Genomic DNA, 26165 nt, shown 5'->3' on the forward strand with positions numbered 1-26165 from the left:
ACGAGGTCCCGTCAGGCCCGGGCGGCGGGCCGCGCGGACGATGGCCTCCAGGTCGCCAGCGTGGTACGCCGCCGCGAGCGGTTCTCCGGGTGCTACGAGATCTTGCGCTTGAAGTCGTCGCGGGCCAGCGGACGGGTCGTCCCGATCCACTTGGACGTCTTGTACGACTTCACGCCGATGTTCGGCACGCACGTCGAGCAGCTCGCCACGACCATCTTGCCGTTGCCGATCACCATGCCGACGTGCCCCGGATTGTTCAGCGACGTTCCCGGGCCGGTGTTGAAGAACACCAGATCGCCCGGCTGCTCCTCGCCCTTGGGGATCTTCACCCCGAACGGCCACTGCTGGAACGTCGTGCGCGGCAGGTTCAGCCCGACCGTCCGGTAGGCGGCCTGGAGCAGGCTGGAGCAGTCCCAGGCGTCCGGGCCGTTGGCGCCGAAGATGTAGCGCTTGCCGCGCTGCGCCATCGCGAACGCGATGATGCGCTGCACGACGCCGCCCGCCTCCACGGGCAGCTCGTTGTCCTCGCACTCGACGCCCTTGGTCTGCACCGGGGTGAACTCCCCCGCCGCGTACTTCTTCGCCCAGTCCAGGACGAGGTTCACGTAGTCCCACGAGTGGTTGTACATGAACAGCGCCGTGCGGGTGCGCTCGGGCGCCCCGTTGTGCTTGAGGTAGCGGGCGGCGGACGGGATGGCGTCCGCCGGGTCGTACCGGGACTTCTTGCCGTCCTTGTTCCCGTCCACCGCGAACGCGTCGAACGTCGCCTGGAGGAACTGCATCGGGCCGCCCGCGCCCGCGTAGTTCTCCCCCGACGAGACGCCCGGCAACTGCGACGTGCCGTGGCCCGTCTCGACCTTGCCGATGCCCGCCAGCACGTTCCACGGGATGCCGAAGTCGCCGCCGGCCTTCTTGTACAGCGCCAGGAAGTCCGCCGGGATCGCGCGGGCGCTGCTCGCCTCCCCCGGCTGGGCACCGGCGCGCGACACGTCCACGCAGCGCGCGTTGTCGCCGCCCGCGCCGCCGCCACCGAACAGGAACTGGCTCGCGCCGAACAGCACCGGGACGAACAGCAGCGCGGCGAACAGCAGCGCCACGGCGCCGAGCGCGGCGGCGAGCAGCACGTTGCGGCGCGTCATCCCGGGTCACCGCCGGGCTGGCCGACGTCCGACGGCTCGAACGCGTACACCTTGAGCGAGCCGCCGTCGCGGGCGACCGTCACCACGTACTGCTCGCTGCCCTGACTGGCGCCGCGCGCGCGGGTGATCTGCTGCTTGGCGGTGACGAGGAAGATGATCGAGTTGTCCTCGACGTCGCGGACCCGGTCGAGGGTGGCGCCGCCCTGCGCGACCTCGCGGTCCTCCCGGCGCTTCTCCAGCAGGCCCGGTGTCGCCGACGCGCGTTGCAGTTCGCCGCGCAGGTCGGCGGTGACGAACCCGTTCAGCCGCGCCATGTAGGCCGCCGGTTCCTCGTCGAACCGGTGCGTGCTGTACGCGGCGATGAAGTTCTGCGCGAGCGCGGCGGCCGAGGCGAACTCACGCTGCGAGAACGGCAGCAGCCGGTAGATGTCGAACGAGCCCGTGCCCACCGACCCGGCGATGCCGGGCGGCGGCGACGCCGGGCCCGGCGGGCCCGCCGACACCGAGGGGCGCGGGGACGCGTCGTCCTCGCCGGGGGCGGGGGGCCCGATCGTCAGGTAGACGCCGATGCCGGCCAGGGCCACCACCAGCCCCGCGAACAGGAGCTTGCGCTGCCGGTCGGTCGGATTCATCAGGACTCGCGCCCGCCCTCACCCGGAGGGTCGACCGGCCGCAGCCAGAACGGGATCGGCGGGCTGCCGCCCTGCCCGGCACCGCCGCCGCCCCGGCCGCTCCACAGCGGCGGGGGCGCGGTCCGTCCGCCCGGCCCGGCACCGGAGCCGCCGGTCGCGCCGCCGCGCGCCTGCGGCACCGGCGCGTTCCCACCGCCGGACCCGGAACCGCCGCCGCCGCGCGAGGGGGCCGAACCGCCGCCCTTGCGCGACGAGCCGCCGCCCCGCGAGGGCGCCGAGCCGCCGGACGAGCCCTTGCCCGACGAACCACCGGACGAGCCCTTACCGGACGAGCCGCCGCCCCGGCCCCATGACATGGGACGCGGCGTGCCGCCGCCGGAACCGCTCGAACCGTTCTTACCGCCGGAGCCCGAACCACCGCCCGACCCCGAGCCGCCACCGGACCCGGAACCGCCCGAGCCGGTCCCCGAGCGGCCCGCGCCGCCGGACCGTCCGGCCACGACGCCCGCGAGACCGCCCGCGCCGCCCGTCCGGGCCGCCGCGTCACCGGCGGCCGCGTCGGCTCCGCCGCCGCCCGCCGCACGGGACGGCAGGTTGAGCGGCGGCGCTCCGCGCCGGGACCGGCCCGGCCCGGTGGCCGCGCCCGCCTTCGGCTTGGCCGCCAGGACGGGCGCCGCGTCCGGCGACTGCCCGTCGCCGGTGCCCGCCGCCGCCACGCCCGCGCGCCGGTCGGTGCCGGTGCCCGCGGTCGTCGCGTCCGTGCCGTCGCCCGTCTGCCCGGCCCGCGCGAGCCGGTACCCGGCCGCGCCCGGCACCACCGCCGTCGCGAGCCCCGCCGTGTTCTTGCGGGCCTCCAGGACGGACTTGTCGAGCTGCGCCTCGCTCTTGTCCCGCGCCCCGACCGCCGAGTACCCGACCGCCGAGAACAGGTGCTGGAACGGCTTGCGGTACACGAACGCCGCACCCGTCACCAGCGCGATCAGCAGAATCTGCAGGCCCCACGGCAGCGTCTCGCCGAGGATCAGCCCGTACGCCCACAGCAGCAGCGACAGCACACCGATCAGCGCCGCCTGTTTCAGCAGCATCGACAGCAGCAGCTCCAGCCACCGGATCGCGATCACCCGCCCGATGCCCGGATGGATGCCGATCCCGAGGAAGATCGGCCCCGCCACCAGCAGCAGCAGGAACGCGATCTTCACGATGATCAGCGCGATCGCGATCACGAGGATCAGCAGCCCCGCCACCAGCGCCGCGAACAGGCCGCCGAAGGCCACCGCCAGCCGGTTCGTCCAGCTCTTGCCCTGGAACAGCGGGTAGACGCCCGCGTGCTCCTGCTTGACGTTGGCCGCGACCTCCTTGTACGCGTCGGCCTTCTTCGCCAGGTCGACGCGCTGGCCGCCGTAGGTCTCCGGGAGGTCCACCGCCTGCGACCACAGCAGCTTGTCCGCGTTGTCCTTGACGATCTTGGCGTTGGGGTCGGTCGTGCCGAACTGCCCCATCAGCCACGGCTTGCACACCAGCGCGACCCACAAGCCGTTGGCGTTGCGGGTGGTCGCGTCCACCTGCTGCGCGGCGGCGCCCGGCGGACGCTGGCCCTCCGGCGGCGGAATGCACGTGCTGCCCTTGGCGTCGCTCTGCGGCAACGCCGCGTTGAACGCCGCGCTCGTCGCCTCCGACACCTTCGTGCCGAGCGTGGTGAAGTCGGCGGGCCGCGCCACCAGCCAGATCAGCGCGACCATCGCCACGACCATCCACACGACGCCCTCGGTGACCTTGCTGGCCCGTTTGCGGACCAGGCCCCACCACGCCAGCCACATCGCGCCGAGGATCACGACCCACGACCAGTAGCGGGCGTTGAACGTCTCGCCGACGCCGCTGATGACGCCGTCCACCGTGCTCTTCAGCCAGCCGAGCAGCGACTCCGACGCCGCCGCCTGGTAGACGCTGATCGTCGTGCGGTCGATCGCGCGGACGAGCGTGAACGTGGTGTTCGCGAGGGCGTTGCCCATCATCGCCATCGCGTCCGCGCAGCCCATGTCGACCGCGTACCACGACTGCCCGGCGGTGCCGTAGCGATCGTAGTAGGTGAGATCTTCGGGGGCGGTCTTGCGCAGCTTCTCGTTCGGGTAGTCCGGGGGCTTGATGAGGCCGTCGGTACCGGAGCCGTACTGCTCGGGGGCCGGGCTGTCGGCGGGCGCGCAGGGGTCGCTGCCGAACGGGCCGGCCGCCGCCATCGGCGACAGGACGCCCGTGAACAACGCCAGCACCATCGTGAAGAGGAGCGCGACGCCCGTCCGGCGACCGCGCCTGCGGGGCTTGGCGACACGCCGCGTCGCGGTGACCTTGCGGCGGTCCAGCCCGTCGGACGGGCTCCGCTGGAGGCGCGGACGGCCGTCCGGCGGGGCCAGCGCGCGGGCCGCACGGCGCGCGCGGCTCAGCACCGCGCCGTGCGACGCGGGGCGGGGCCGGGTCATCGGACCTCCTCGGGTTCGGCCCCCGCCGTGGTCAGATCGCCCGCGCCCGGCCGGGACCGGGTCGGGTTGGTGTCGAGCCAGCGCTGGAGGTCCTGCGAGATGAGGTCCACGCCGATCCGGCCCGCCCGGCCGTCCAGGTCGCGGAACACGCACTCGCCGTTCCCGAGGTTGCGCAGCACGGCCTTGTGCTCGTCGGACGCCTCCACCCCCAGCAGAGACATCACGTTGCCGACCTCCACCCGCTCGGAGGAGCGGAAGGAGAACACCGAAGACAGGCAGTTGGTCACCTGTTCATTCAAGAGGTCTCCGGCGTTCTGTGAGACCAGGATCAACGCAGTGTTGCGAGAACGCCCCATCCGCGACACTTCCGGCACCAGTTTGGCGCCCTCGGGTGTCGAGGTGATGGCCCACGCCTCGTCCAGGAAGATGGCCTTCGGCATGCGGCGGTCGAGCCCGTGCATCAGCCGCCGCGCGAACTGGGACACCAGGTACATCAGCGCCACCGACAGGCGCTGCTCGTAGGAGTAGTCCTCGCGGGAGATCGTGACGTCCGGCAGGGTCAGGCCGCCGAGCGTGAAGACCGTCGTCCAGCCCGCCGTGTCGATGCGCTCGCCGCCGGACGGGTCGAAGCACAGCCGCGCCAGCCGCATCTCCGACATCGACCGCAGCACCGCGCCGAGGTTCTTGGACGCCGCGTCCCCCGCGGCCTCCAGATGGTCGACGACCTTGCCCAGCGACGGCCGCTCGGCGTTGGCGACCGCGCCGACCGCCTGGATCATCGCGGACTCGCGCTCCTCCGACATCCGCGGCAGCAGCAGCCGCAGCGTCTCGGTCGCCATCGTCTTCATCTCGGCGAGGTCGTCACCGAACGAGAACGGGTCGAGCAGGCCCGGCGCCGCCGCGCCCAGCGGCATGATGCGCGCCTTGCGGCCCCGCGCCTGGAGCAGTTCGACCAGCGCCTCGGCGTCGCCCTTGGGGTCGATCGCGGCGATCGTCACGCCCCGCAGCGCCATCTGGTAGAGCAGCAGCAGCGCCAGCGTCGTCTTGCCGCCGCCCGGCTCACCGGTGATCGCGACGGCCGTGGGGCGGTTGCGCGCCGCCGCGACGAGCGGGTCGAAGTGGACGATCGACCGGGCCCGGCCCAGCGTCTCCCCCACGTACGGGCCGACCCAGCCCTCGGCCTCCTGGTCGGGACGGTCACCGAGGTCGACGGTCGCGACCGGCATCCCGCCCGCGATCGTGCGCAGCGGCTGCCGCTGCGCGTACGCGTTCAGCCGGATGCGGTCGCCCGGCAGCGACTCGCAGAACAGCGAGAACTGGTCGCCGGTGGAGTTGACCACGTCGATGCCGATGTCGCGGTAGTGCTCGACGACCGCGTCGACCCGCTGCGCCAGCAGGTCCTCGGTGGGGGCCGCGACGATCAGCCGGTGCCACCCGTACACGAACGGCAGCCGCTCCTTGGTGATGCCGTGCTCCAGCATCCGGGCCGCGTCGATCTGCTCGGCCAGCGCGATCGGCGCCTCCGCGCCCGCCTCCCGGATGTGCTGGTCCATGTCGCGGGCGTGCGCCAGCCTGCGCTGCACGTCCTTGGACGCCTTCGCCGGCGGGATCAGCTTCATCCGCGACGAGATCTCCACCGGGAACGGCAGCGCGTCCGCGTAGTGGAACCACGGCTCGCCGTCGGGGAACGGCATCGTGTCCGGGAAGCGCGCGAACGACAGGTACGCCACGTACGACTGGGCCGTGGCGCCGCCGCCGTTGCCGGAGAAGTTCGGCTGCTCGACCCGCAGGTAGGACCGCCCGTTGTGGATCGCGCCCTCGACCAGCGACTCGATCTCCCCCTTGCCCCAGGTGCGGCGCGGCACCGCCGACGGCGGCGGGTCCGCGAGCGACGCCGTCACCGCGTGCTGGAACAGCCACGCGACCTCGCCGGACCCCGCGTGCCGCGCGTACAGCGCCGAGCCGCCGAGCGCCCGGCCGACGCGTTCGGCCTGGTCGGTCCAGCGGGCGATCTCGCGCTTGTCGATCGCGTCGTCGTCGATGCCGAGGACGCTCTCGCTCCGCTTGTACGACCCGAGGAGCTGCGCCAGCACGCCGTTGCCGAGCTGCGCGCCGACACCGCGCGGACCCAGCCGGACGCCGAGGTAGACCTCCTTGGTCCAGAAGTCCTTGGCCCACACGTGGGCGTAGGTCTCCTCCAGGTACTCGCGCCAGCCCGCCCCGCCGTCGGACGTGCGGTCCAGCGCGAGCGCCCAGTCGGCGGCCGGGTAGGTGCGGTGCGCGATGCGCAGGTGCACCTCGGCGTCCTGCATGCGGATGCCCGCGAGCGCGATCGTGATGTTGGTGGCGAGGGCCTCGCGTTCCTCGCCCGTCGTGAACTCGTAGGACACGGTCGGCAGGCGGAAGTACGCCCAGGCGGTCGTGTCGGTGAGCAGGACCCGGTCGTCGAAGTAGCGGACCGCGAGGCGGCTCGACCGGGCTTTGGACGCCCGGCTCACCGGGTCGTCCCGGCGGGGTGGGTGTCCACGGGCGCCACATTCCCCTGCCCGGGACGCGACGCGAACCTCGCGCGCCGTATCCCGTCCGGGGGGCCGCCGCGCACGTGGCGCGACGGGCGTGTGGGGGCGCTCATCGGCTGGCCTCCTGCTCCTGATGCAGCTCCTGGTAACGCTCGGGCACGACGCTGAACCCACCGGCGACCACACCGGCGAGGGCAAGATAGGCACGGCGGGTCGGTGCGCGCAACGACTTCAGTTCGTTGCGCGGCGCGCGGTCCATGCTCAGATGATCGTCCCACGGGATGCGGACGAGGGCGCGGCACCTCCCGCGCGCCACCGCTTCGGCGTGTTCGACGTCGTCCATGCTGCGGCGGCTCACCCCGTTGATCACCGTGACGGCGCGCGAGCGCAGTTCGGCGTAGCCGTGGCCGTCGAGCCACTCGAACGTCATCGCGACGGCGCGCGGCGCGTCGGCGCTGGCCGGGGCGACGAGCACGACCTGGTCGGCGTACGGCAGGACGCGGGCGACGACGGCCGCCGCCGCGTCCAGCAGCGTGACCGAATAGAACCGGTCGATGGTGCGCATGGCGACGGCGTAGTCGCGGTCGTCGAGGGCCTGCAACGGGTTCTTGCCGGACGCGATGACGTCCAGGCCGGATCTGGCCTGCGAGGTGTAGCGGCGCATCGCGGTGAGGCTGCCGACCTGGTCGGCGTGGGTGATGAGGCTCGTCAGCGTCTCGTTGGTCTCGCTGCGGGTGCGGCGGGCCAGCGCGCCGGGGCCCGGGTTGACGTCCACGGCGACGACGGGCTCGCCGTTGTGCTGCGCGAACGTGTGGCCGAGCATCAGCGACGTGACGGTCTGCCCGGCGCCGCCGGTGCAGCCCAGCACGACGATGTGCCGGGTGCCCTGGAACGGCTGCTGGATGCGCACCTCGTACTCGGCGTCGGACTGCCCGTGCCCGCCGCCCACGGCCTGCATGAGCCTGCGCAGCCCGCCGGCGGTGACCTCGTGCTCGGGGCCCGGCGGCGTGATCGCCGGCTCGGACGGCGGCGGCTCCGGCGGCGGCGGCAACGGCCGCGCCCGCACCGGCGACGCCGGTCCCGACCGGCCCTCGCGCGGCGGCACCTCGTCGGCGTCCGGGACGTCCGCGCCGTCGTGGCCCGGCAGCGCGTACCCGTGCGCCTCCTGCCCGGTGCGGCCCTGTCCGGGCAGCGCGTATCCGGGACCGTCCGCTCCGGCCGTCCCCTCCCCGGGCAGCGCGTACCCGCCGCCCGCCCGCCCGCGCGCGTCCTGCCCCGGCACGGCTTGCCCGGGAACCACATGCCCCGGCGCCACCGACCCGCGGGCCGCCTGCCCCGGCACTCCGCGCCCAGGCGCCTCGCGACCGGGCACGTCGTGGCCCGGAGCCGCGTGGCCCGGAGCTGCGTGACCCGGCCCGGCGTGATTTGGTCCGGCGTGACCTGGCCCGGCGTGACCCGGCCCGGCGTGACCCGGCCCGGCGTGATCCGGTCCGGCGTGACCCGGCCCGGCGTGGCCGGGGGCGACGTGGCCCGGACCCGCGTGACCGGGCGCTGCATGACCCGGCCCGGCGTGGCCCGAACCTGCATGACCCGGCGCTGCATGACCCGGCCCGGCGTGGCCCGAACCTGCATGACCCGGCGCTGCATGACCCGGCCCGGCGTGGCCCGGCGCAGCGTGGCCGGGCGCTGCGTGGCCCGGGGCCGTCTGGGCCGGGTCTACGCGGCCGGGCCGTGCGTGGTCCGGGGGTGCCTGGCCGGGCGTCGCGCGGCCGGACGTGGCCCCCTCGTTCTGGTCCGTCTCGTCGGCGGTGGGCCAGCCTGTCGCGAGGTGACCGGGGCTGTCCGCGCCGGACGCGGAGTCGTCGCCGTGACCGGCCCATGCCTGGGGCGCGGGCCAGCCGACGGGTGCGTCCTCGGGAGCCCCGGCGGGCGTCGCGCCTCCGGACGGGCCGTGGGCGGCGGCGTCGCTCCACGGGGATTCGCCAGCACGTCCGGAACGTCCGCCGGTGCCCGTCTCACTCCGGTCTCGCCACAGCGGCGCGTCCGACCGCCCCCGCGTGCCACGGTCCGGCCCACCCGTCCCGGACGGTGGCCACACACGCGCGTCGTCGTCCCGCCGCGGATGGGCCAGTTCCTCGGACCACGGGCGCGGCGCCCCGGTAGGCCCGTTCCCCCGCCCGGCCTGCCGCCAGGTGAGCGGCAGACCACCCGGACGGCCGCCCACCACATCACTCCCCTGCCCCACACCCTCGTCCCGCCCAGCCTCGCGAGACCGCGCAACGCCCTCACCACGACCCTGCGGCCCGCCCGCCACGCCGCTTCCCTGCCCCGCGCCCTCGTTCTGACCGGGCTCGTGAGAACGCGCGACGTCCTGACTGCGACCCTGCGGCCCGCCCGCCACGCCGCTTCCGCTCGCCGCGCCCTCGTCCAGGCCGGACTGGTGAGACCGCGCGACGCCCTCACCGCGAACCTGCGGCCCACCTGCCCCGGCGCTTCCCCGTCCCACGCCTTCGTCGCGGCCGGGCTCGCGGGACCGTGCGGCGTCCTCACCGCGACCCTGCGGCCCGCCCGTCCCGGGGGGTCGCTCCGTGTTCGTGGGGGCTTCGCCGGGAGTGGCGGGGCGCCGTGCGGAGTCCTCTCGCTCGGCGCCGTGGCGCTGATCGTGTGCGCCGTCCTGCCGGCCTGCCTGTTCGCCGACCGGCGTGGCGCCCTGTGGCTCCCGGCTCGTGGCCGAGATACCGGCGTCTTGGTCCTCGTTTCGGCGCGGGGGCCTGGCCGCGTCGTGGCCGGTGCGCGCCGGAGGGGGGCCGGGGGGTGGGGTCGCGGGGTACGGGCCCTTCTGGGCGGGCATGGGGTGTGCGCCACCGGCTCCGAAAGCGCCTGGGATCTGCGGGATGTCCGGTCGGGTCGGCTGCGGAGGGCGTACGACGCGCGGAATGTCCGGCCGCGTCGCGGGCGGCAGCCGACGGCCCGAGCCGGGCACCCGGCGGCCCGCGACGATCACGTCCCCGGGCTCTCCGTTGAAGGCGGGCCCGCCGTCCTCGACGCCCGCCCGCTGCACCGGAACGTCCGGCCGGGTGGCGGGCGCGGGACGCACCCACGGCGCACGACCCCGTCCGTCCGCCTCCTCGTTCCCCTCACGCGGCGCGTCCGCCGAGGGCCCGCCGGTGCCGCTCTCGGCGCCGGAAGACGTCACACCCTGCGGCGCGCCTGCGCCGCTCTCGGCTTCAGACCCCGTGGGCTCTCGCGCCTCGGAACCCTCCGGCTCAGCGGCACCACTCGACCCGGCGGCCCGAGCCTCCGGCTCGTCGCCTGCCGCAGGCGCACCCGCACCGGGCGCTCCGGCGTCCTGCGTCTCCGGTGCCTTGGCGGGCGCCGGGCGTGCCACAGCGCGCTCAGCCGCCCCAGCATCCGGCGCCTCCGGGCCGTCCGGCTCGTCACGCTGCCTCGGCGCGGTAGCGCCCTCCTCGCGCCGGTCGGCGCCCGCCGTCTCAGCGGACGCCGTCTTACCCCGGCCTGCGGCCGACGTCGGCGCGGTGGTCGCGTCCTCGCCGCCCTCCCGGGTGGCCTTCGGCCGCTCGAGCGTGCCGCTGGGCGCCTCCGCCTCGCGATCCGCCGTACTGGGCTCGCGGTCGCCGGGCGCCGAGGACATGGCGCTCGCGCGGACGGACGCCGCGGACTCGGCCGCCTGGTCCGGAGCGCCAGGCGCGTGGCCGACGGACTCCGCGGCGGCGGTGCTCTCGGAGACGGGCCCCTCTTCCGGCGTCTTCTGCGGCCCGTCCGAAGCGCCAGCACCACGGCCGACGGACTCGGTCTCCGCCGTCTTCTCCGCATGGCCGGGTGATGCCGCGTGCTCGTCGGGGCTCGACGTCGCGGCGGCTCGGAGCTGGTCCGGGTGGGACGGGCCGTGCGCCTGCGGGTCGGCGGGCCGTTCCGCCGCAGGCGTCTCGTGAGGCGCCGGGACGGCCTTCCAGAACTCCGGGTGCCCGCCAGGGCGGCGCACGCCCGAGGCGAAGGCGCGCTTGCCGGAGCCGGGGCGCGGCGGGGTGGACGGCGCGGCACCCTCGACGGCGCGCTCGCGGACCGGGGCCACCTCCAGGGCGGGGGTGGCCGGCGGGCGCTCGACCTCGATGGGAGCGTCGTCCTCGTGGGAGATGTCGCGGGACGCGCGGCGCCACGGCCGGGCCGCCGGAACGCGTCCGCCCCGGCGCGACCTCGCGCCGGACGGCTCGCCCGCTCCGGCGCCCGTCCCTTCAGTAAAGGCGGCCTCGCCCTTGCCGGGCGCTTCCCCCACGCGCGCGGGCTCGCCCGGGCCGACCGCCCCCGACGCCTGCTCGAACACCGCACGCCGACCTTCGCCCGACGCCCCGGCGGCGAACGTCCGCGAACCGGCTTCGGACGCGCCGTCACCGACCCGCACCTCGGCCGCGCCACGCCGACTCGCGTCCGCCGAACCGGCGGCGAACGTCCGCGAACCGGTTCCGGCCGTGCCGTCAGCGAGCCCCGGACCAGACGCCCTGACGTCAACCGAACGCCCGCCGTGCGCGAACGTCCGTGCCTCCGGCTCATCAGCGAAAGACGGCCCGTTCCCGGAGTCCACCCCTCTGGCGGACGACGCCGATCCCGCGCCGGTCACCACGTCACGGCCGCCCGAACCGGCCTCGAAGCCGAGGTCACCGGCCAGAGCGCGGTCGGCCGCGACATCCGCCAGGGGACGGGGCGCCGATGCGACGGAAGGCGTCGGCTCAAGGGCGGCGAGCGTTGCGGGGGCGGTCTCCGGGGTGAGGGCGCGGGTGCGGCGGCGCGCGCGGCGGCGTTCCTTGACGGCCGCGCGTTCGGGGGCCGTCGAGCGCGCGGGCGCCTCGGGACGGCGCCAGACGAGGGCCACGACGACGACCTCGCGCGGCTCGCGGATCGGGGTGAGGCGGCACCAGGTGCGGGGCTCGGACAGGTAGCGCCCGTGCGACAGCAGCAGTTCGGTGAGCCGCTTGCCCTCGATGACGGGCCGGGTCGCGAGCCACGTCAGCACGCCGGGCGGCACGATGTACAGCACGTGCCAGGGCGACTTGAACGGGATGCCGACGAGGGTCAGCAGCACGATCCACGGCACGAACACGCCGACGAAGACGCCGATCTGCACGAGCGGCAACGGCATCGGAAGCCGCAGGTCGTAGAGCTTGTAGAGCCGCTTCTCGATGCGCCAGATGTTCGTGTACGTGGGCAGGTCCACGCCGTGCTCCCCTTTACCGCGCGCCGCGCGGTGTCGCCCTTGCCGGCCCCGCCCCGGGACCGTCGAACCAGGTCAGCTCAGATCTACCCCCAGGGCCTTGGCGATGGCGCGGGCCGTGGTCTCGATGATGTTCGGCACGTAGAAGACCACGCCGATGCCGATCGCCAGCAGGATGAACTGGACGAAGCGGGTGATCTCTCGGGTGAAGAGGAAGAAGATCGCGACGATCGAGACGATGACGAGGAAGAGCGGGCCGAAGATCGAGCGGAGCCAGTCCGCGAGCTGGTCGGTGCGCAGGTCGTCGTTCGGCGTCGCCAGAACCTCATGGGGAATCGACGCCATGATGTGATGCAGCATCGACTGCCTACCTTTCTGGGTCGCCGGGGGTGTGGGGGACGCGTCCCCGGGTGGGTGGGATCATGGTGTGCTCGGCTCGGTGATGCCCCGGATGTCCTTGACGTACCAGGTTCCGCCCTTCTTGGTGAGCGAGAGCCGGTACTCCTGCTCCAGTTCGCCGCCCGTCCCGGACCCGGCCGAGGGAATCTGCCAGGCCACGGTCGAGGTGACGACCCGGGCGTCGTCCGAGCCGCGCGGCGCGATGACGCTGCGGACCTGGACGAGGTTCACGGTGCGGTTGAGCCCGGTGATCGGCGAGCCCGCCGAGAAGCGCGCGAGCGAGGCCGCGTCGCCTTCGCCGTACGCCTTGAAGAACGTGCCGAGGACGGGGGTCAGCTCGCCTTCGAGGGCGCCGTCGCGGTCGGCGACGCCGCGCTGCGGCAGGGCCGCCTTGGCGGGCGGCGGCAGCAGCGCGGGCCGCCCGGCGACGACGAAGGACCCGCCGCGCTCGAAGACCGGGACGGCGAGCCGGAGCCAGCGGTCGTCGCTGCGGGCCAGCAGCATGACGGTGGCGTTGCCGCCGCCGTGCGGCTCGACTCCGGCGACCTGGACGGACTGCACGGCGAGCTTGCCGACGCCGTTCCATCCGAACTGCGCGTCGGCGCCCTCGGGCAGGAAGGCGCGCAGCCGCGCCTCGCGGGCGGGCGCGGACGCCTGGTCGTAGTTGAAGTAGACGTCGGCGAACTGGAGCGCGAAGGCGCCCGCCGCGCTGACGGGGTACCCGCCGGGACGCCCGGACGCGGGGGCGCCGCCGGTGCCGCCGGGCTCCTCGGACGCGGTGAAGCGCTCGAAAGGAGCACGGATGCCGTTGACGAGGATGACGATGATGAGCGCCCAGAGGATGGCGCGCCCGACCCAGACCCACCAGCGTCCACCGGAGCCGCGGTAGCGCCCGCCCTGGACGCCGCCGCCACCACCGTCGTCGTCGCCCGGCCGGCGTCCCTTGCGTCCGGCGCGCGGCGGCTCCCAGGGGTCGGCGTCGAAGGCCGCGTCGCGGCCTGGCGCCTGCGCCTCCTCGACGTCGGCGGTCTCCCGGCCGCTGCGCACGGCCGACCTGCGAGCCATCCTGCCTCCGCTCGCGCCTCGCCTCCGGCTCCGCGCGTCTTGGGTACCTGTGTCTGCCTGTCTGCGGGTTGGAACGGTTCGTCCGACCCATCTCGGGCCAGACTAACCACGAGCGCCAATTGTTCCAGCGCATCGGACCAAAGCACAGCCCCGCCGCGCGGTTGTGGATAACGTATTCAACACCACCCTGACCAGCGCAGATTTCCAAACGGTGACGATCCCCTACCCCCACCGCCGAACAACGCGCCCGACCACGCCCCACACGAGCACCCCGGAGCACCAGGGCGGTTACCCACAGCCTGACGGTCCGCACCGGAGATCACCTCCGTGAAATGCGCCACCCGGACATAAAGCGACATAAACGGCAGTGGTCGGGAGTTCGACAGGCCCGCCCAAGATCATGTTCGTACGTCTCGGGACGAAGGCAGCGCGGTGCGCTCGTCACACCGACGCGGCGGCGGCCTATATCCGACGAGGTGGCGGGCATGTTCCCAGCACAGGTCATGTGTCACGGGGCGGGAGGAGACCGGTGATGGACTGGACACTCGACGAGGAGTTCGAGACATCCGAGGGAGCGGTGCGGTGGAGGACCCTCGGCGGCGGTGACCCGGTCGTGCTGGTGCACGGCACACCGTATTCCTCCTTCCTCTGGCGGGACATCGCCCCGGCGCTGGCCCGCACCCGTCAGGTCTACGTGTTCGACCACCTCGGCTTCGGCCGGTCGGACCGGCGCGAGGGCCAGGACCTCACCCTGGCGGCGCACGCGCGAAACTTCGCCCGGCTCCTCGATCACTGGGGCCTGTCGCGTCCCAGCGTCGTCGCCCACGACATCGGCGGGGCGGTCGCGCTGCGGACCCTGCTGCTGGAGAAGAGGACCTACCGGGACCTGACCCTGTTCGACGCGGTGAGCGGGGGCGCGTGGGAGCGCGGACTCTTCCGGCTCTTCCTGGAGCACACGGAGGTCTTCGAGAGCCTCCCCGGCTACGCGCACGAAGCGCTGGTCGCCGCCCACTTACGACACGCCACGTACACCGGCTTCCGGCCGGGCGTCCTCGACGCCCACCTCGCACCTTGGCGGGGCAGCGCGGGGCAGGCCGCCTTCTACCGCCAATACCGCCAGATCAGGCAGACGGACACTGCCGCGTACGAGCACCTGCTGAGCGATCTGACGCTTCCAGTGCGAATCGCCTGGGGCCGCGAGGACCGCATCCTCCCGCCCGAGTACGCCGAATGGCTGCACGAGCGCATCCCACACGCCGAACTGCACTGGATCGAAGACGCCGGCCACCTCCTCCAGGAAGACGCACCGGCCCAGCTACTGGCTCTGCTGACCGCGGACTTCCACACGGCCTAGGCCGTACCCACCGGCCACTCGACTGTTCTGCTCGTTCCCGGCTCGTCTGGCCAGAGACCATCGGAATCGCGGCACCGGCTTAGTGGGGGATGCCGTCGATGAGGTCGCGGGCGCCTTTGCGGAGGAGGTCTCCGGCGACGTAGGCGCCGAGGTCGGCGCCCTTGCCGGGCGCGGACCATTCGTGGGAGTGGGCGAACTGGGAGCCGTCGCGGGTGAAGACCATGCCGCGCAGGCTGAGCTGCCCGTCGCGTTCGAAGCGGGCGTGCCCGGCTATAGGACTGTTGCAGTGGCCACGCAGGGCGTGAAGCATCGTGCGTTCGGCGGTGACGCACTGATGTCGAGCGCTTCGCCGGGCCGGTCCAGACCCAGGCGGGTGAGACTGACGCGGGCCAGGACGATCGCGTCGAACTCCTCCCCGGCGTCCAGCCGCCCGAGCCGGGAGTTGACGTTGCCGCGCAAGTAGGTCACGCGCAGATCGGGCCGGATCTGCTGGAGCTGCGCCCGCCGCCGCACCGCCGAGGTGCCCACCCGTGCGCCGGGCGGCAGATCGGCCATCGCCTGGACGGGCGAGGCCATCGGGAACAGCATGACGTCGGCGGTGTCCTCACGATCCAGGTACGCGGCGAACGCCAGCCCCTTCGGCCGGGGCACGCCACCGGGAACGTCCTTGAGGCAGTGGACGGCCACGTCCACACGGCCGGTGAGCAACGCGCGGTCGATCTCCCGCATGAACGCACCCTTGCCGCCCTACTCCGACAGGTCACCCTTGTGCAGGTCCCCCGAAGTCTGGATACCCACGACCTCGACCCGCAGGTCCGCCAGCTCCTCCAGACGCGAGGCCACATACCGGGCCTGCACGATCGCCAGCGGTGACGTGCGGGTACCCAAACGGAGAACGCCGCCCCCGCCCGACCAGGAGAAGCCGGTTTCGATCTCCGCATTCAGACTCGGCACGAGTTCCGCCACGGCCGAGACCTTAGCCGAGCCGTTCAACGACTGACCGTCGTTCACCTCAACGCCCTTCGTGTGGTCATGCGTGGTACCCGGACCGCCTCGGCTTCCCCGTGCCCCAGAACGGTCCGGGGTCGTTACAGCCCTCCGGGCGGGCGCGATCCGGTCGATCATCGGACCACGCGGGAACTTCAGTGGCTGACCGGCCACCCGCCCGGAGGAGATCACGACTCAGGAACCGACGCCGTCGGCGTCGTCCTCCTGATCCAGAGAAGAAAGCAACGTCTCGGCGTAGGTATGGACCTCGTCGACCTTGCCGCGCAGCATCCCGGCCCGGCCCATCGCCTCGTGGCAGGCGGCCCTGGCCATCTCCAGCGCTCGCGCCAGGTCGGCCGACGTCGGCGGCGCGTGGACGCTCACCACAACCTCCGAAGGAAGCGCCGACCCCACGCGACCAGGTCCGGCCCTACCGCCAGACCGAACAAGGCCCCGGCCGCGAACCCCCTCGCGCGGCTCGGTCCGTCGAAATTCATAGCGACGACGGTAGGAGCGGGATCATCCGGACACAGTGGCCTTGCTAGTGGCCATTTCCCGATCGGACCTCCTCCATCAGAAGACGGAGGGTCAGTGAGTGCTTCTCTGGCGGAAGGCGATCCAGCGCAGATCGGGCATAAGCCACCCCGCCGGTTTCATCGCCCGATCGCGCCAGCATCAGACCACGATGCATCTCAAGGTGCGTCTTGAATCGCGGCAGACTTTCGGGCAGCTCCCCGAGCGCGGCGTCCTGTGCCCGCATGGCCTCATTCTCATTGCCGAGGCGAGCAGCGAGAAGAGACAAGAAGACGTTCATTCTCCAGAAGGGAACGGCATAATCCGATGTCTGATCCTCGGAGCCCACGGAGTCGAAGATCCTTCGACCCTCCCGCGCCAGCCGCCAAGCCTGTTCGTCGTTCCCCCGGATGGCTGCCGCGTGGGCCTTGCCCATGACGGCGTTCAGCCGTCCCAAGGACGGCCTGTCGTCGATGTCCATCGCCTGGTCCGCGAAGGCGTCGGCCAGCCCCAGAGAGGCCCCCTCATAACCCAGGGCGATAGCGGCCCTGCCTCGGACCCACACACGGGCATCAAGGTCGCGTGAACGATCGGCGGCCTGTGCCGCCAGGCGGTACCAGTTGGCGGCTTTGGCCCCGTCAGAGCCCGGAAACGTCTTCCCGTACAGAGTCATGAGTTTGGCCGCTATTCCCCACGCGCCCGGCGTCTCCAACTGCTGCTGAAGCACGAGGAGGTCATGAGACAGGCGCTTTTGGATCTCGGCGGCACCCAGGGACATGTAGTCCCTCCCATAGATGACCAGCTTGTCCTTCCAGTACTCAAGGGAAGGAGCATCCGTCGCGAGGGCGGCGGAGAAACCTGAACGGAGCAGGTCAGAAGCAACGATGGGAGCTATCGCCGTAGCGGCGGCGTTCGTCAGGAACTGGCGTCTCTGCAACTTGGCGCCCTCTAGAACTTCCAACGGCACTTCGAGGGCCGATGCCAGGTGGCGAAGCCAGAACGGCCCCGGCGTACGCTTCCCGCTCTCCCGCCGGGACACGTCCTCACGCGTCACGGTCGCCCGGCTGGACGACTCGCACAGTACGTCGGCCAACCGACTTTGTGAGTACCCCAGAGACGTACGGAGATCACGGATCAGCGGTCCGAGTGCCATGCCCTCATTCTGGCCCCTGGGTAGTGGCCATCGGGGTGGCCACGGCAGTAGCCGGATCCCTGACGACCTGTGCCCGATCGACCGTTCGGGAGTCCGCACCAGGTCACCACGGGGGCCCGGAACAGCCCGAAACGGCCCGGAACACTCCGAAAAGCATCCGGGCCGTTAGGCGACTGACCAGCTTGTTTGCGCCTGCAGACGTGAGCCGATAAGTGCTTGGCCTGGTGGGGTCAGACGTTGAAGCGGAATTCGACTACGTCTCCGTCTCGCATGACGTAGTCCTTGCCCTCCATGCGGACCTTGCCCGCTGTGCGGGCGGTGGGCATGGAGCCTGCTTCCAGCAGGTCGTCGTAGGAGACGATCTCGGCCTTGATGAAGCCGCGTTGGAAGTCGGTGTGGATGACGCCTGCCGCCTCGGGGGCGGTGGCGCCCTTGCGGATGGTCCAGGCGCGGGATTCCTTGGGGCCTGCGGTCAGGTACGTCTGGAGGCCGAGGGTGTCGAAGCCCACGCGGACGAGCTGGGAGAGGCCCGATTCGTCCTGGCCTAGGCCCTGGAGGAGTTCCAGGGCCTCGTCGTCGGGGAGTTCGATCAGCTCGGCCTCGATCTTGGCGTCGAGGAAGATCGCCTCGGCGGGGGCGACGAGGTCGCGCAGGCGGGCGCGCAGGGACTCGTCCGACAGCTCGTCCTCGTCGAGGTTGAAGACGTACAGGAACGGCTTGGCCGTCAGCAGGTGCAGTTCGCGCAGCAGCGCCAGGTCGATGCCGGCGGACGCGGCGCCCGCGAACAGCGTGGTGCCCGAGTCGAGCACCTTCTGGGCATTCGTGACGGCCTCGACGACGGCGAGCTGGTCCTTGTCCTTCTTGGTGCGCGCCTCCTTCTCCAGGCGCGGCAGGGCCTTCTCGATCGTCTGGAGGTCGGCGAGGATCAGCTCGGTGTTGATCGTCTCGATGTCGCGCGAGGGCGAGACGTCACCGTCGACGTGGGTGACGTCGGAGTCCTCGAAGGCGCGGATGACCTGGCAGATCGCGCTGGTCTCGCGGATGTTGGCGAGGAACTTGTTGCCGAGCCCCTGCCCCTCCGACGCGCCCTTGACGATGCCCGCGATGTCCACGAACTCCATCGTCGCCGGAATGATCTTCTGCGAGCCGAAGATCTTCGCCAGGCCGTCCAGCCGGGGGTCGGGCACGCCGACCACGCCGACGTTGGGCTCGATGGTCGCGAACGGGTAGTTCGCGGCCAGCGCGTCGTTCTTGGTCAGCGCGTTGAACAGCGTGGACTTGCCGACGTTGGGCAGTCCGACGATTCCGATGGAGAGGCTCACGGCAGCCAAGTTTACGAGCCGCCGCGACCCCCGGCGTACGTCGCGCTCAGGCGCCGGCGCGGCGCAGGAAGTCGGCCAGGTGCCGGAAGAGCGCCTTGCCCTCGGGGATGTAGTCAGCGAAGACGGGGAAGACGTGCACCTGGCCGGGCCACTCCTGGTACTCGGCGTCCACCCCGGCCGCCCGCGCGCGCTCGGCGGTGGAGCGGGCGTCGTCGCGCAGGATCTCGCCGCCGGTCGCGACGAACAGCGACGGCGGCAGCCCGGACAGGTCGGCGCTGCGGGGACGCAGCAGCGCGCTGTCCTCGACCTGGCCCTCGGCCTCGCAGTAGGCGCGGCCGAGCCGGGCGAGCTTCCCGGCCGGGATGAGGAAGTCGGTGCGGGCGTTGGCGGTGTGCGACTCGGCCTCGCAGAGCAGGTCGACCCAGGGCGACAGGAGCAGCGCGGCGGCGGGCAGTGCCGCGCCGCGCTCCTTGAGCGCCAGCAGCAGGGCGAGCGCGAGGTGCCCGCCCGCCGAGTCGCCGCCGACGACGATCTGCGACGGGTCGTGGCCGCGCGCGATCAGGAGGTCGTAGGCGGCGAGCGCGTCGTCGAGGGCGTCGGCGGGCGTGTGCCGGGGCGCGAGCCGGTAGTCGACCATGAGGACGGGACGCGCCGTCGCCGCCGACAGCCGCCACGCGAACGGCCGGTACAGCCGGGGGCTGCCGAAGAAGTAGCCGCCGCCGTGCAGGTAGAGCAGCGCCTTGGACTCGTCCACGGCGCCCGCGCGCACCCACTCGCTGTGCCCGTGCGCGAGCTCCTGCGGGGTGATGTCGGTGCCGCGCGGGACGAGCTGGAACCGTCCGGCGAGGTCGGTGGCCCGCTGGATGCGGACGAGCCCGGCGTCGCTGTCGGGACCGAACTCCCACGCGGACCGCAGCAGCACCCGGATGACGCGCCCGGCGACGCGGGCGCGCGTGCTCGGCGGCTGTCCGGGCTCGTGCGCGAGGGCGCGGACGATCCGGCGCTGGACGGGCGTCGTGGCGACGGGCCGGAGGGGGGCGGCGGGCGCGCGTAGGGCCACGGCGAACTCCTTGCAAACGGTCCAGAAGCGAACAATTAGACGATTAGTCTCATTATCCTCCTCGGCGCGTCGGAGCGGTACTCTCCCGGCCCGCTGTCACGATGATGGGATGGATCTCGCGCTGTTCGCCGCGCTGCTCGTCGGGGTCGCGCTCGGCGCCGTCGTCGGCTACGCGGTCGCGCAGGGCCGCCAGGGCGCGCTGATCGCACGCGCCCGCGCGGCGGAGGAGAAGCTCGCCTACGCCGAGACCCGCATGGCCGAGCACTTCGAGAACCTGTCCGCCAAGGCGCTCGACGCCAGCAACCAGCGGTTCCTGGAACTGGCCGACACCAGGCTGAAGGCGGCCGGGGTCGAGGCGGCGGGCGAGCTGGAGCGGCGGCGCCAGGCCGTCGAGCACCTGGTGACGCCGCTGCGCGAGACGCTGGCCAAGGTCGAGGAGCAGTTGCGCGAGGTCGAGACCGGACGCCGCGAGTCGCACGCCATGCTGGCCAAGCAGGTCGACTTCGTCCGGCAGAGCTCCGAGCAGTTGCGCGGCGAGACCCGCACGCTGGTGCGGGCGTTGCAGCGGCCCGAGGCGCGCGGCCGCTGGGGCGAGCTGCAACTGCGCCGCGTCGTGGAGCTGGCGGGCATGACGCACCACTGCGACTTCGACGAGCAGGCCACCGCCGTCACGCTCGACGGCACGGTCCGGCCCGACATGGTCGTGCGGCTGAGCGGCGGCAAGAACATCATCGTCGACTCCAAGGTCTCGCTGGCCGCCTACCTGGACGCCGCCGCGTCCGACGACGCCGCCGCCGAACGCGACCGGCTCGCCGCGCACGCCCGCCACCTGCGCGACCACGTCGACCGGCTGGCCGCCAAGTCGTACTGGCAGGCGTTCGCCGCCACGCCCGAGTTCGTCGTGCTGTTCATCCCCGGCGAGGCGTTCCTGGCCCCCGCCCTCGACCGCGACCCGGACCTGCTGGAGCATGCGATGCGCCGCCGCGTCCACATCGCGACGCCGACGACGCTCATCACGATGCTGCGGACGGCGTCGTACGCGTGGCAGCAGGAGGCGCTGTCGCACAACGCCCGCGCCGTGTTCGACCTCGGCCGCGAGCTGTACGAGCGGCTGGGCACGATGGGCGGCCACGTCGACGAGCTGGGCCGCGCCCTCACCGGCGCGATCGCGTCCTACAACCGAACGGTCGGTTCGCTGGAGTCGCGGGTGCTGGTCAGCGCCCGCCGCCTCAACGACCTCGGCGTGACCGACGCCCCCCTCGACGGGCCCGCGCCGGTGGAGGACGCCCCGCGTCCGCTCACGGCGGCGGAGCTCACCGGCGACGCGACGCGTCTGCCCGCCCGGCCGCGCCCCGAACCGGCGGCCGAACGGGTAGGTTTCGGCGCACGCGCCGGCACTGATCATCGTGATCGGCGGGAGGACTCATGAGCACACCGACGGTGGACCGCGCGGCGGCGCCGCCTCCGGGAGGACGCGTGGCAGGGCAGCGGGGCGGTGCCGCCCGGCGGCGGCAGGCCGGGCCGGCGCTGACCGGCCGGGGCGGGATCGTGCTGCTGTTCGGCGCGACGCTGGCCGGCGCGCTGCTGACGGGCTGGACGGGTTTCACGCCGCTTGCGGCCGCCGGGTTCGTGCTCGGCTGCGTCGCGGCGGCGCTGCTGACGCGCCCGACGGATCTGCCGCTGCTGGTGGTGAGCCCGCCGCTGGTGTTCCTCGCCGGGACGCTGCTCGCGGCGATCCTGCTGGGCCTCGGCGAGCCGTCGCTGCCGCGCGCGGTCGCGGTGGGCCTGCTGGCGTCGCTGGCGGGCACGGCGCCGTGGCTGCTGCTCGGGACGGTCCTCACGGTCGCGATCAGCGTCCCGCGCGGGCTGTTCGCGCAGATCCGCGAGTTGCGCGAGCGGCTGGCGGGCCTGCGGCTGTTCCACGAGGAGGAGAACGCCGACCCCGTCCGCTGGGACGAGGCGAAGGAGCGCTGAGCCCGGCGGGGGCTGGTGACCGGGTGTTCGGTGCGGGCACGATGGACCGATGACCACGAGGACCAGCGGTGAGGGCGGCCGGCAGTGGGCGCGGGCGGACGCGACGCGGCAGGCGTTGCTGACGGCCGCGCAGCAGGTGTTCGCCGATCGCGGGTACGCGGGCGCGGGCATCGCGGAGATCGTCGAGCGGTCCGGGGTGAGCGTCGGCAGCCTCTACCACCACTACGGCGGCAAGGCGGGCCTGTACCTGGCGCTGTTCGAGGAGCTGTCGGCCGAGCAGGAGGGCAGCGCGGCGCGGGCCGTCGCGGCGTCCCGGGCCGCCGGGGACGCGCTGCCCATCACGCAGTTCATCGCGGGTGCGCGCGCGTACCTGGAGGTGTGCTGGGAGCGGCGGGAGGCGGCGCGGCTGTTCCACGGCGGCGAGGGCCCGGCGGGGTTCTCGCTGATGCGGCGCAAGCGGTCCCAGCACTGGGTCGGGCAGAACACCAAGCTGCTGCGCGGCGGTGACGACGGCGGCCGGGCGACGCAGGTGCTGAGCCTGGTCCTGACGACGGTGATCGGCGAGGCGGGCCGGGAGATCGCGCTGGCCGACGACGGCGCGGAGGCGCGGGAGATCCTGGACGAGGTGCTGCGCATCCTCGTCCGGCTGACGGACTGACACCGCGCCGGATGCCCGCGATGCGGCACAACGTAGGCGTTTCCGTATCCAGCCCGTTATTCTTCCGACACACCCGACCATCCGCGGACGAAAGTCGAAGGGGTACATGCCGACCTCCACCTGGTTCCGGCTGAACGTGGCCAAGCGCGACCGCGTTCTCAAGGTCGCCATGCGCGAGTTCGGCGACAACGGCTACTCCACGGGCAGCCTGAACACGATCGCGCGCGAGGCGGGCATCGCCAAGGGCTCGCTGTTCCAGTACTTCACCGACAAGCTGGAGTTCTTCGCGTTCGTCTGCGACGAGACGTCCCGCTCGATCCGCGAGGAGATGGAACGCCGCATCGCCCGGCTCGACTTCGACCAGCCGTTCGACGGCTGGCTGTTCGACGTCCTGTGCGAGTGGACCGAGTACATGAGCGAGAACCCGCTGGAACGCGCGGTGACGGCGGCGACGAACTTCGAGCTGGACAACGCGGTGCGCTCGGTGGTGCGCGACACCGCGAACCAGCACTACCTCCAGGTGGTGCACCCGTCGCTGAAGCTCTGGCAGGAGCGCGGCGACATCCGTCCCGACGCCGACGTGGACGTCCTGGCGACCCTGCTGCTCATGATGCTCCCCCACCTGGCGCTGGCGCCGTACTACGACGGCCTGGACCCGGTGCTGGACCTGCGCGGGCGCGGCCCGTCCGAGCAGCGCCCCATCATCCGCCGTCTCATCGACGGTTTCCGCCCGCTGTTCGCGCCGTATCCGGAGCCGTGAGGGCCGCAACGCCCCCGCGCCGCGTCCTGCGAGGCGCCGTGCGGGGGCGTTGCGGAGTCTGTCAGTAGGTGAGGGTGTAGTCCTCTTCCCTGGCCTTGCGGGTGCCCGCCCAGAACTCGAAGGTGTGTCCGGGCCACAGGGTGCGGTTGACGCCGGAGTCGTCCAGGTACCAGCTCTGGCAGCCGCCCTCGCTCCAGACGGCCTTGCGAAGCCGCTTGTGCAGCTTGTCGTTGAAGGCGCGCAGGGCTTCGGGCTTGGGCTCGATGGCGTCGGCGCCGCTCTCCTGGACGAGGCGCAGGCAGCTCAGCACGTGCTGGATCTGCACCTCGATCATGAAGACGACGGAGTTGTGGCCGAGGCCGGTGTTCGGCCCGAGCAGCAGGAACAGGTTGGGGAAGCCGGGGACGGACGTGCCCCGGTACGCCTCGATCCCGTTGGCCCACGCCTCCTGGATCTTGCGGCCGTCGCGGCCGACGATGCGCTGCTCGGCGAGCGCGTCGGTCACCTTGAAGCCGGTGCCGTAGATGATCGCGTCGACTTCGTACTCGGTGCCGTCGGCGGCGATGACCGAGTTCTCTCGGACCTCGCGGACGCCGGACGTCTGGACGTCCACGTTGTCGCGCGTCAGCGCCGGGTAGTAGTCGTTGGACAGCAGGACGCGCTTGCACCCGATCGTGTAGTCGGGCGTGACCTTGGCGCGCAGCTCGGGGTCGGCGATCTGCCGCTTGATGTGGCGGCGGGCGAGGCTCTCCATCGGACCGGACAGCCGGGGGTCGATGGTGAAGCCGACGGCGCGGGCCTCCAGCCCCCAGTAGATCCCGGCGCGGAAGGCGCGGGCGGCGCCGGGGACGCGCTGGAAGGCCGAGCGCACCGGCGCCGGGATGGAGACGTCCGGCTTGGGCTGGATCCACGGCGGCGTCCGCTGGAACAGCGCCAGGTGGTCGACCTGCTTGGCGATCTTCGGCACGAACTGGATGGCGGACGCGCCGGTGCCGATGACGGCGACGCGCTTGCCGGTCAGGTCGTAGTCGTGGTTCCACTCGGCGGAGTGGAAGACCGTCCCCTGGAACTTCTCGATGCCGGGAAGGTCGGGGTAGGACGGGATGTGCAGCGCGCCGATGCCGGACACGACGGCCTTGGGGGTGAAGACGGTGCCGTCGGCGAGCGAGACGTTCCAGCGCTTGGCGGCGTCGTCGTACTCCATGGCCTCGACGTGCGAGCCGAACCGCAGGTGCGGGCGGATCGCGTGCTTGTCGGCGACGCGCTCCATGTAGGCGCGGATCTCCGGCTGCGGGGCGAACATGCGCGTCCAGCCGGGATTGAGGTCGAAGGAGAAGGAGTACATGTGCGACGGCACGTCGCACGCGCAGCCCGGGTAGGTGTTGTCGTACCAGGTGCCGCCGAGGGCGTTGCTCTTCTCCAGGATGACGAAGTCGTGGAAGCCGGACTTCTTGAGCTGGATCGCCATGCCGAGCCCGGCGAAGCCGGACCCGATGATGACGATGGCCGGGGCGCGCTCGCTCATGTTGTTCCAAACTCTCGCGGTAACCTACTACCGGTAAGTTACCCCGGGTAGGTTACTGACGGTAGGTCCAACAGAGGGGATTCTCCTGTGAGTGCTGCCACACCCGACGTGCCGCCGCGCCCGCGCCGCCGCCGGATGTCCCGCGCCGAGCGGGAGCGGCAGATGCTCGACGTCGCCAAGGAGCTCTTCGGCGAGCACGGCTACCACGCCGCCTCGATGGACGAGATCGCCCGCCGCTGCGGCGTCTCCAAGCCGATGATCTACGAGTACTTCGGGTCCAAGGAGGGCCTGATGCTGGCGTGCCTGCGCCTCTCGCAGGCCGAACTGTACGAGGTGACGCAGAAGGGCATCGCGGGCGCCACGACCCCGCGCGACATCCTGACGCGCGGAATGCTCGCCTACTTCGAGTTCGTCGGCTCCAACCGCCGCTCGTTCGCGATGGCGCTCGCCGAGCTGGCCGCGACGCCCGAGGCGGCGGCGGCCGTCGAGGAGATCCGGCTCCAGCAGAGCGCGCTGATCCGGGACGTCCTGCGCACGTTCGCCTCCGGCGCGCCCGACGACCACGTCGCCGCGTTCACCGAGATCATCATGGGTGCCAGCGAGCGGCTGGCGCTGTGGCAGGTCCGGCACGCCGACGTCACCGCCGAGCAGGCCGCGACGTACATGTCCGACTTCTGCTGGCACGGCCTGTCGCCCTACCTGGCGGACGCCTGATCGAAGCCGGGACGGCGCGGCAGCGCCTCCACGGCGGCGAGCAGCAGGTCCAGGCCGAACTCGAAGTCGGCCTCGGAGTCGTTGCGCGCCAGCTCGTCGGCGCTCGCCAGGACGTGCGGGAACTCGGCCGGGTCGAGCGCGGTGAAGTCGGTGAGCCGGTCGAGCGCCTTGGTCATGCCCACCTCGCGGAGCTGCGTGCCGAGCGCGTACGCCATGAGGACGCGGGTGACGCGCACCGCCGTCACCGAGTCGAACCCCGCCTCGGCGGCGATGGCGAGGGCGCGTTCGGCGGGGCGCAGCGCGATGGAGCCGTCGGCGCGGTGGGTGAGGACGATCGTCATGCAGCGCGGGTAGTCGTGCGCGACGGTCCGGAAGGCGCGGACGAGCGCCCGCGCGCGGTCGGCCCAGGACGCCTCGGCCGCGCCGTCGAAGTCCATCCCGGCGACGACGTGCTCGGCGACGCCGCGCAGCAGCGCGTCCTTGCCGGGCACGTGGTTGTACAGCGACATGACGGCGACGCCGAGTTCGGCGGCGACCGCGCGCATGGACAGGGCCTTGGCGCCGTCGCGTTCGATCAGGCGGACGGCGGCGGCGACGATGCGGGCACGGGTGAGGACGGGCCGGGCCTCCGCCGTGCCGGAGGTCACACTCTTGGCCATCGAACCGTCCTTTACCGCCGTTGACAGGGTA

20 protein-coding genes and 1 pseudogene are annotated in these 26165 nt (G+C 72.6%); 6 read left to right on the forward strand and 15 right to left on the reverse strand.

What is annotated here, in order from left to right; genetic code table 11:
* Nucleotides 1-92 precede the first annotated feature (92 nt).
* From C229_RS0114405 to C229_RS0114440, 7 genes are all read right to left on the reverse strand, one after another.
* A complete protein-coding gene (locus C229_RS0114405; protein ID WP_018655782.1) occupies nt 93-1139 on the reverse strand; it encodes a C40 family peptidase in 1047 nt (348 codons plus the stop codon).
* A complete protein-coding gene (locus C229_RS0114410; protein WP_018655783.1) occupies nt 1136-1771 on the reverse strand; it encodes a hypothetical protein in 636 nt (211 codons plus the stop codon). Before C229_RS0114410 ends, C229_RS0114405 begins: the two co-directional genes overlap by 4 nt.
* Nucleotides 1771-4245, reverse strand: a complete 2475-nt coding sequence (locus C229_RS35780; RefSeq protein WP_081639877.1) for a type IV secretion system protein — start codon at nt 4243-4245, stop codon at nt 1771-1773. Before C229_RS35780 ends, C229_RS0114410 begins: the two co-directional genes overlap by 1 nt.
* Nucleotides 4242-6743, reverse strand: coding sequence for an ATP-binding protein (locus C229_RS0114420; RefSeq protein WP_018655784.1), 2502 nt, complete (start codon nt 6741-6743; stop codon nt 4242-4244). The genes C229_RS35780 and C229_RS0114420 overlap by 4 nt, the downstream gene beginning before the upstream one ends.
* 130 nt (nt 6744-6873) lie before the next feature.
* Nucleotides 6874-11994 carry a TcpE family conjugal transfer membrane protein gene (locus C229_RS33625; RefSeq protein WP_081639878.1) on the reverse strand — a complete coding sequence of 1707 codons (5121 nt, stop codon included), beginning with the start codon at nt 11992-11994 and terminating at the stop codon, nt 6874-6876.
* Between the two features lie 72 nt (nt 11995-12066).
* Nucleotides 12067-12351 carry a hypothetical protein gene (locus tag C229_RS0114435; protein WP_018655787.1) on the reverse strand — a complete coding sequence of 95 codons (285 nt, stop codon included), beginning with the start codon at nt 12349-12351 and terminating at the stop codon, nt 12067-12069.
* 60 nt (nt 12352-12411) lie between these two features.
* Complete coding sequence (locus C229_RS0114440; RefSeq protein ID WP_155884837.1) at nt 12412-13455, reverse strand: conjugal transfer protein; 1044 nt, start codon at nt 13453-13455, stop codon at nt 12412-12414.
* A gap of 532 nt (nt 13456-13987) precedes the next feature.
* Between C229_RS0114440 and C229_RS0114445 the strand changes: the two genes are divergently transcribed.
* Nucleotides 13988-14809 carry an alpha/beta fold hydrolase gene (locus C229_RS0114445; protein WP_018655789.1) on the forward strand — a complete coding sequence of 274 codons (822 nt, stop codon included), beginning with the start codon at nt 13988-13990 and terminating at the stop codon, nt 14807-14809.
* A 79-nt stretch (nt 14810-14888) separates the two neighbouring features.
* Here C229_RS0114445 and C229_RS34980 read toward each other — a convergent pair whose 3' ends face one another.
* The 6 genes and pseudogenes from C229_RS34980 to C229_RS0114470 form a co-directional block, all read right to left on the reverse strand.
* Complete coding sequence (locus tag C229_RS34980; protein ID WP_205624484.1) at nt 14889-15119, reverse strand: hypothetical protein; 231 nt, start codon at nt 15117-15119, stop codon at nt 14889-14891.
* Nucleotides 15080-15934: pseudogene (gene hemC / locus C229_RS35380) on the reverse strand (hydroxymethylbilane synthase). Before hemC ends, C229_RS34980 begins: the two are co-directional and overlap by 40 nt.
* Before the next feature lie 57 nt (nt 15935-15991).
* The gene (locus C229_RS0114455) at nt 15992-16180 is read right to left on the reverse strand and encodes a hypothetical protein (protein WP_033424356.1); all 189 of its coding nucleotides are present in this window, start codon (nt 16178-16180) and stop codon (nt 15992-15994) included.
* 157 nt (nt 16181-16337) lie between these two features.
* Complete coding sequence (locus C229_RS0114460) at nt 16338-17462, reverse strand: helix-turn-helix domain-containing protein (protein WP_018655793.1); 1125 nt, start codon at nt 17460-17462, stop codon at nt 16338-16340.
* Nucleotides 17463-17692: 230 nt separating this feature from the next.
* Complete coding sequence (ychF, locus tag C229_RS0114465; protein WP_018655794.1) at nt 17693-18784, reverse strand: redox-regulated ATPase YchF; 1092 nt, start codon at nt 18782-18784, stop codon at nt 17693-17695.
* Nucleotides 18785-18830: 46 nt separating this feature from the next.
* Nucleotides 18831-19844 carry an alpha/beta hydrolase fold domain-containing protein gene (locus tag C229_RS0114470; RefSeq protein WP_018655795.1) on the reverse strand — a complete coding sequence of 338 codons (1014 nt, stop codon included), beginning with the start codon at nt 19842-19844 and terminating at the stop codon, nt 18831-18833.
* 109 nt (nt 19845-19953) lie between these two features.
* On the opposite strand from C229_RS0114470, the gene C229_RS30605 reads away from it, so the two are divergent.
* The 4 genes from C229_RS30605 (at nt 19954) to C229_RS0114490 (ending at nt 23236) form a co-directional block, all read left to right on the forward strand.
* Nucleotides 19954-21273 (forward strand): DNA recombination protein RmuC, encoded by a 1320-nt coding sequence (locus tag C229_RS30605; RefSeq protein ID WP_018655796.1) that lies wholly within the window; start codon nt 19954-19956, stop codon nt 21271-21273.
* On the forward strand, nt 21270-21818 hold the full coding sequence (locus tag C229_RS0114480) for a DUF6542 domain-containing protein (RefSeq protein ID WP_240487261.1): 549 nt from the start codon (nt 21270-21272) through the stop codon (nt 21816-21818). The genes C229_RS30605 and C229_RS0114480 overlap by 4 nt, the downstream gene beginning before the upstream one ends.
* A 49-nt stretch (nt 21819-21867) precedes the next feature.
* Complete coding sequence (locus C229_RS0114485) at nt 21868-22476, forward strand: TetR/AcrR family transcriptional regulator (protein ID WP_018655798.1); 609 nt, start codon at nt 21868-21870, stop codon at nt 22474-22476.
* Between the two features lie 106 nt (nt 22477-22582).
* Entirely contained in the window at nt 22583-23236 is a 654-nt protein-coding gene (locus C229_RS0114490; RefSeq protein ID WP_018655799.1) for a TetR/AcrR family transcriptional regulator, read from the forward strand.
* Between the two features lie 61 nt (nt 23237-23297).
* On the opposite strand, the gene C229_RS0114495 is transcribed toward C229_RS0114490, so the two are convergent.
* Nucleotides 23298-24761, reverse strand: a complete 1464-nt coding sequence (locus tag C229_RS0114495; protein ID WP_018655800.1) for a flavin-containing monooxygenase — start codon at nt 24759-24761, stop codon at nt 23298-23300.
* An 87-nt stretch (nt 24762-24848) separates the two neighbouring features.
* Between C229_RS0114495 and C229_RS0114500 the strand changes: the two genes are divergently transcribed.
* Nucleotides 24849-25475, forward strand: a complete 627-nt coding sequence (locus C229_RS0114500; protein ID WP_240487263.1) for a TetR/AcrR family transcriptional regulator — start codon at nt 24849-24851, stop codon at nt 25473-25475.
* Here the strand turns inward: C229_RS0114500 and C229_RS0114505 are convergent.
* Entirely contained in the window at nt 25457-26134 is a 678-nt protein-coding gene (locus tag C229_RS0114505) for a TetR/AcrR family transcriptional regulator (RefSeq protein ID WP_018655802.1), read from the reverse strand. The genes C229_RS0114500 and C229_RS0114505 overlap by 19 nt on opposite strands.
* Between the last annotated feature and the right edge of the window lie 31 nt (nt 26135-26165).

The sequence above is a fragment of the Actinomadura flavalba DSM 45200 genome, from assembly GCF_000374305.1.
GTDB classification, from domain to species: Bacteria; Actinomycetota; Actinomycetes; order Streptosporangiales; family Streptosporangiaceae; genus Spirillospora; species Spirillospora flavalba.

Bases quoted from the DNA above. Each gene is read 5' to 3' on its own strand.
- C229_RS0114405 (WP_018655782.1), bottom strand. From the start codon at position 1,139: ATGACGCGCCGCAACGTGCTGCTCGCCGCCGCGCTCGGCGCCGTGGCG.
- C229_RS0114410 (WP_018655783.1), bottom strand. From the start codon at position 1,771: ATGAATCCGACCGACCGGCAGCGCAAGCTCCTGTTCGCGGGGCTGGTG.
- C229_RS35780 (WP_081639877.1), bottom strand. From the start codon at position 4,245: ATGACCCGGCCCCGCCCCGCGTCGCACGGCGCGGTGCTGAGCCGCGCG.
- C229_RS0114435 (WP_018655787.1), bottom strand. From the start codon at position 12,351: ATGCTGCATCACATCATGGCGTCGATTCCCCATGAGGTTCTGGCGACG.
- C229_RS0114440 (WP_155884837.1), bottom strand. From the start codon at position 13,455: ATGGCTCGCAGGTCGGCCGTGCGCAGCGGCCGGGAGACCGCCGACGTC.
- C229_RS0114445 (WP_018655789.1), top strand. From the start codon at position 13,988: ATGGACTGGACACTCGACGAGGAGTTCGAGACATCCGAGGGAGCGGTG.
- C229_RS34980 (WP_205624484.1), bottom strand. From the start codon at position 15,119: ATGCTTCACGCCCTGCGTGGCCACTGCAACAGTCCTATAGCCGGGCAC.
- C229_RS0114460 (WP_018655793.1), bottom strand. From the start codon at position 17,462: ATGGCACTCGGACCGCTGATCCGTGATCTCCGTACGTCTCTGGGGTAC.
- C229_RS30605 (WP_018655796.1), top strand. From the start codon at position 19,954: ATGGATCTCGCGCTGTTCGCCGCGCTGCTCGTCGGGGTCGCGCTCGGC.
- C229_RS0114480 (WP_240487261.1), top strand. From the start codon at position 21,270: ATGAGCACACCGACGGTGGACCGCGCGGCGGCGCCGCCTCCGGGAGGA.
- C229_RS0114485 (WP_018655798.1), top strand. From the start codon at position 21,868: ATGACCACGAGGACCAGCGGTGAGGGCGGCCGGCAGTGGGCGCGGGCG.
- C229_RS0114490 (WP_018655799.1), top strand. From the start codon at position 22,583: ATGCCGACCTCCACCTGGTTCCGGCTGAACGTGGCCAAGCGCGACCGC.
- C229_RS0114495 (WP_018655800.1), bottom strand. From the start codon at position 24,761: ATGAGCGAGCGCGCCCCGGCCATCGTCATCATCGGGTCCGGCTTCGCC.
- C229_RS0114505 (WP_018655802.1), bottom strand. From the start codon at position 26,134: ATGGCCAAGAGTGTGACCTCCGGCACGGCGGAGGCCCGGCCCGTCCTC.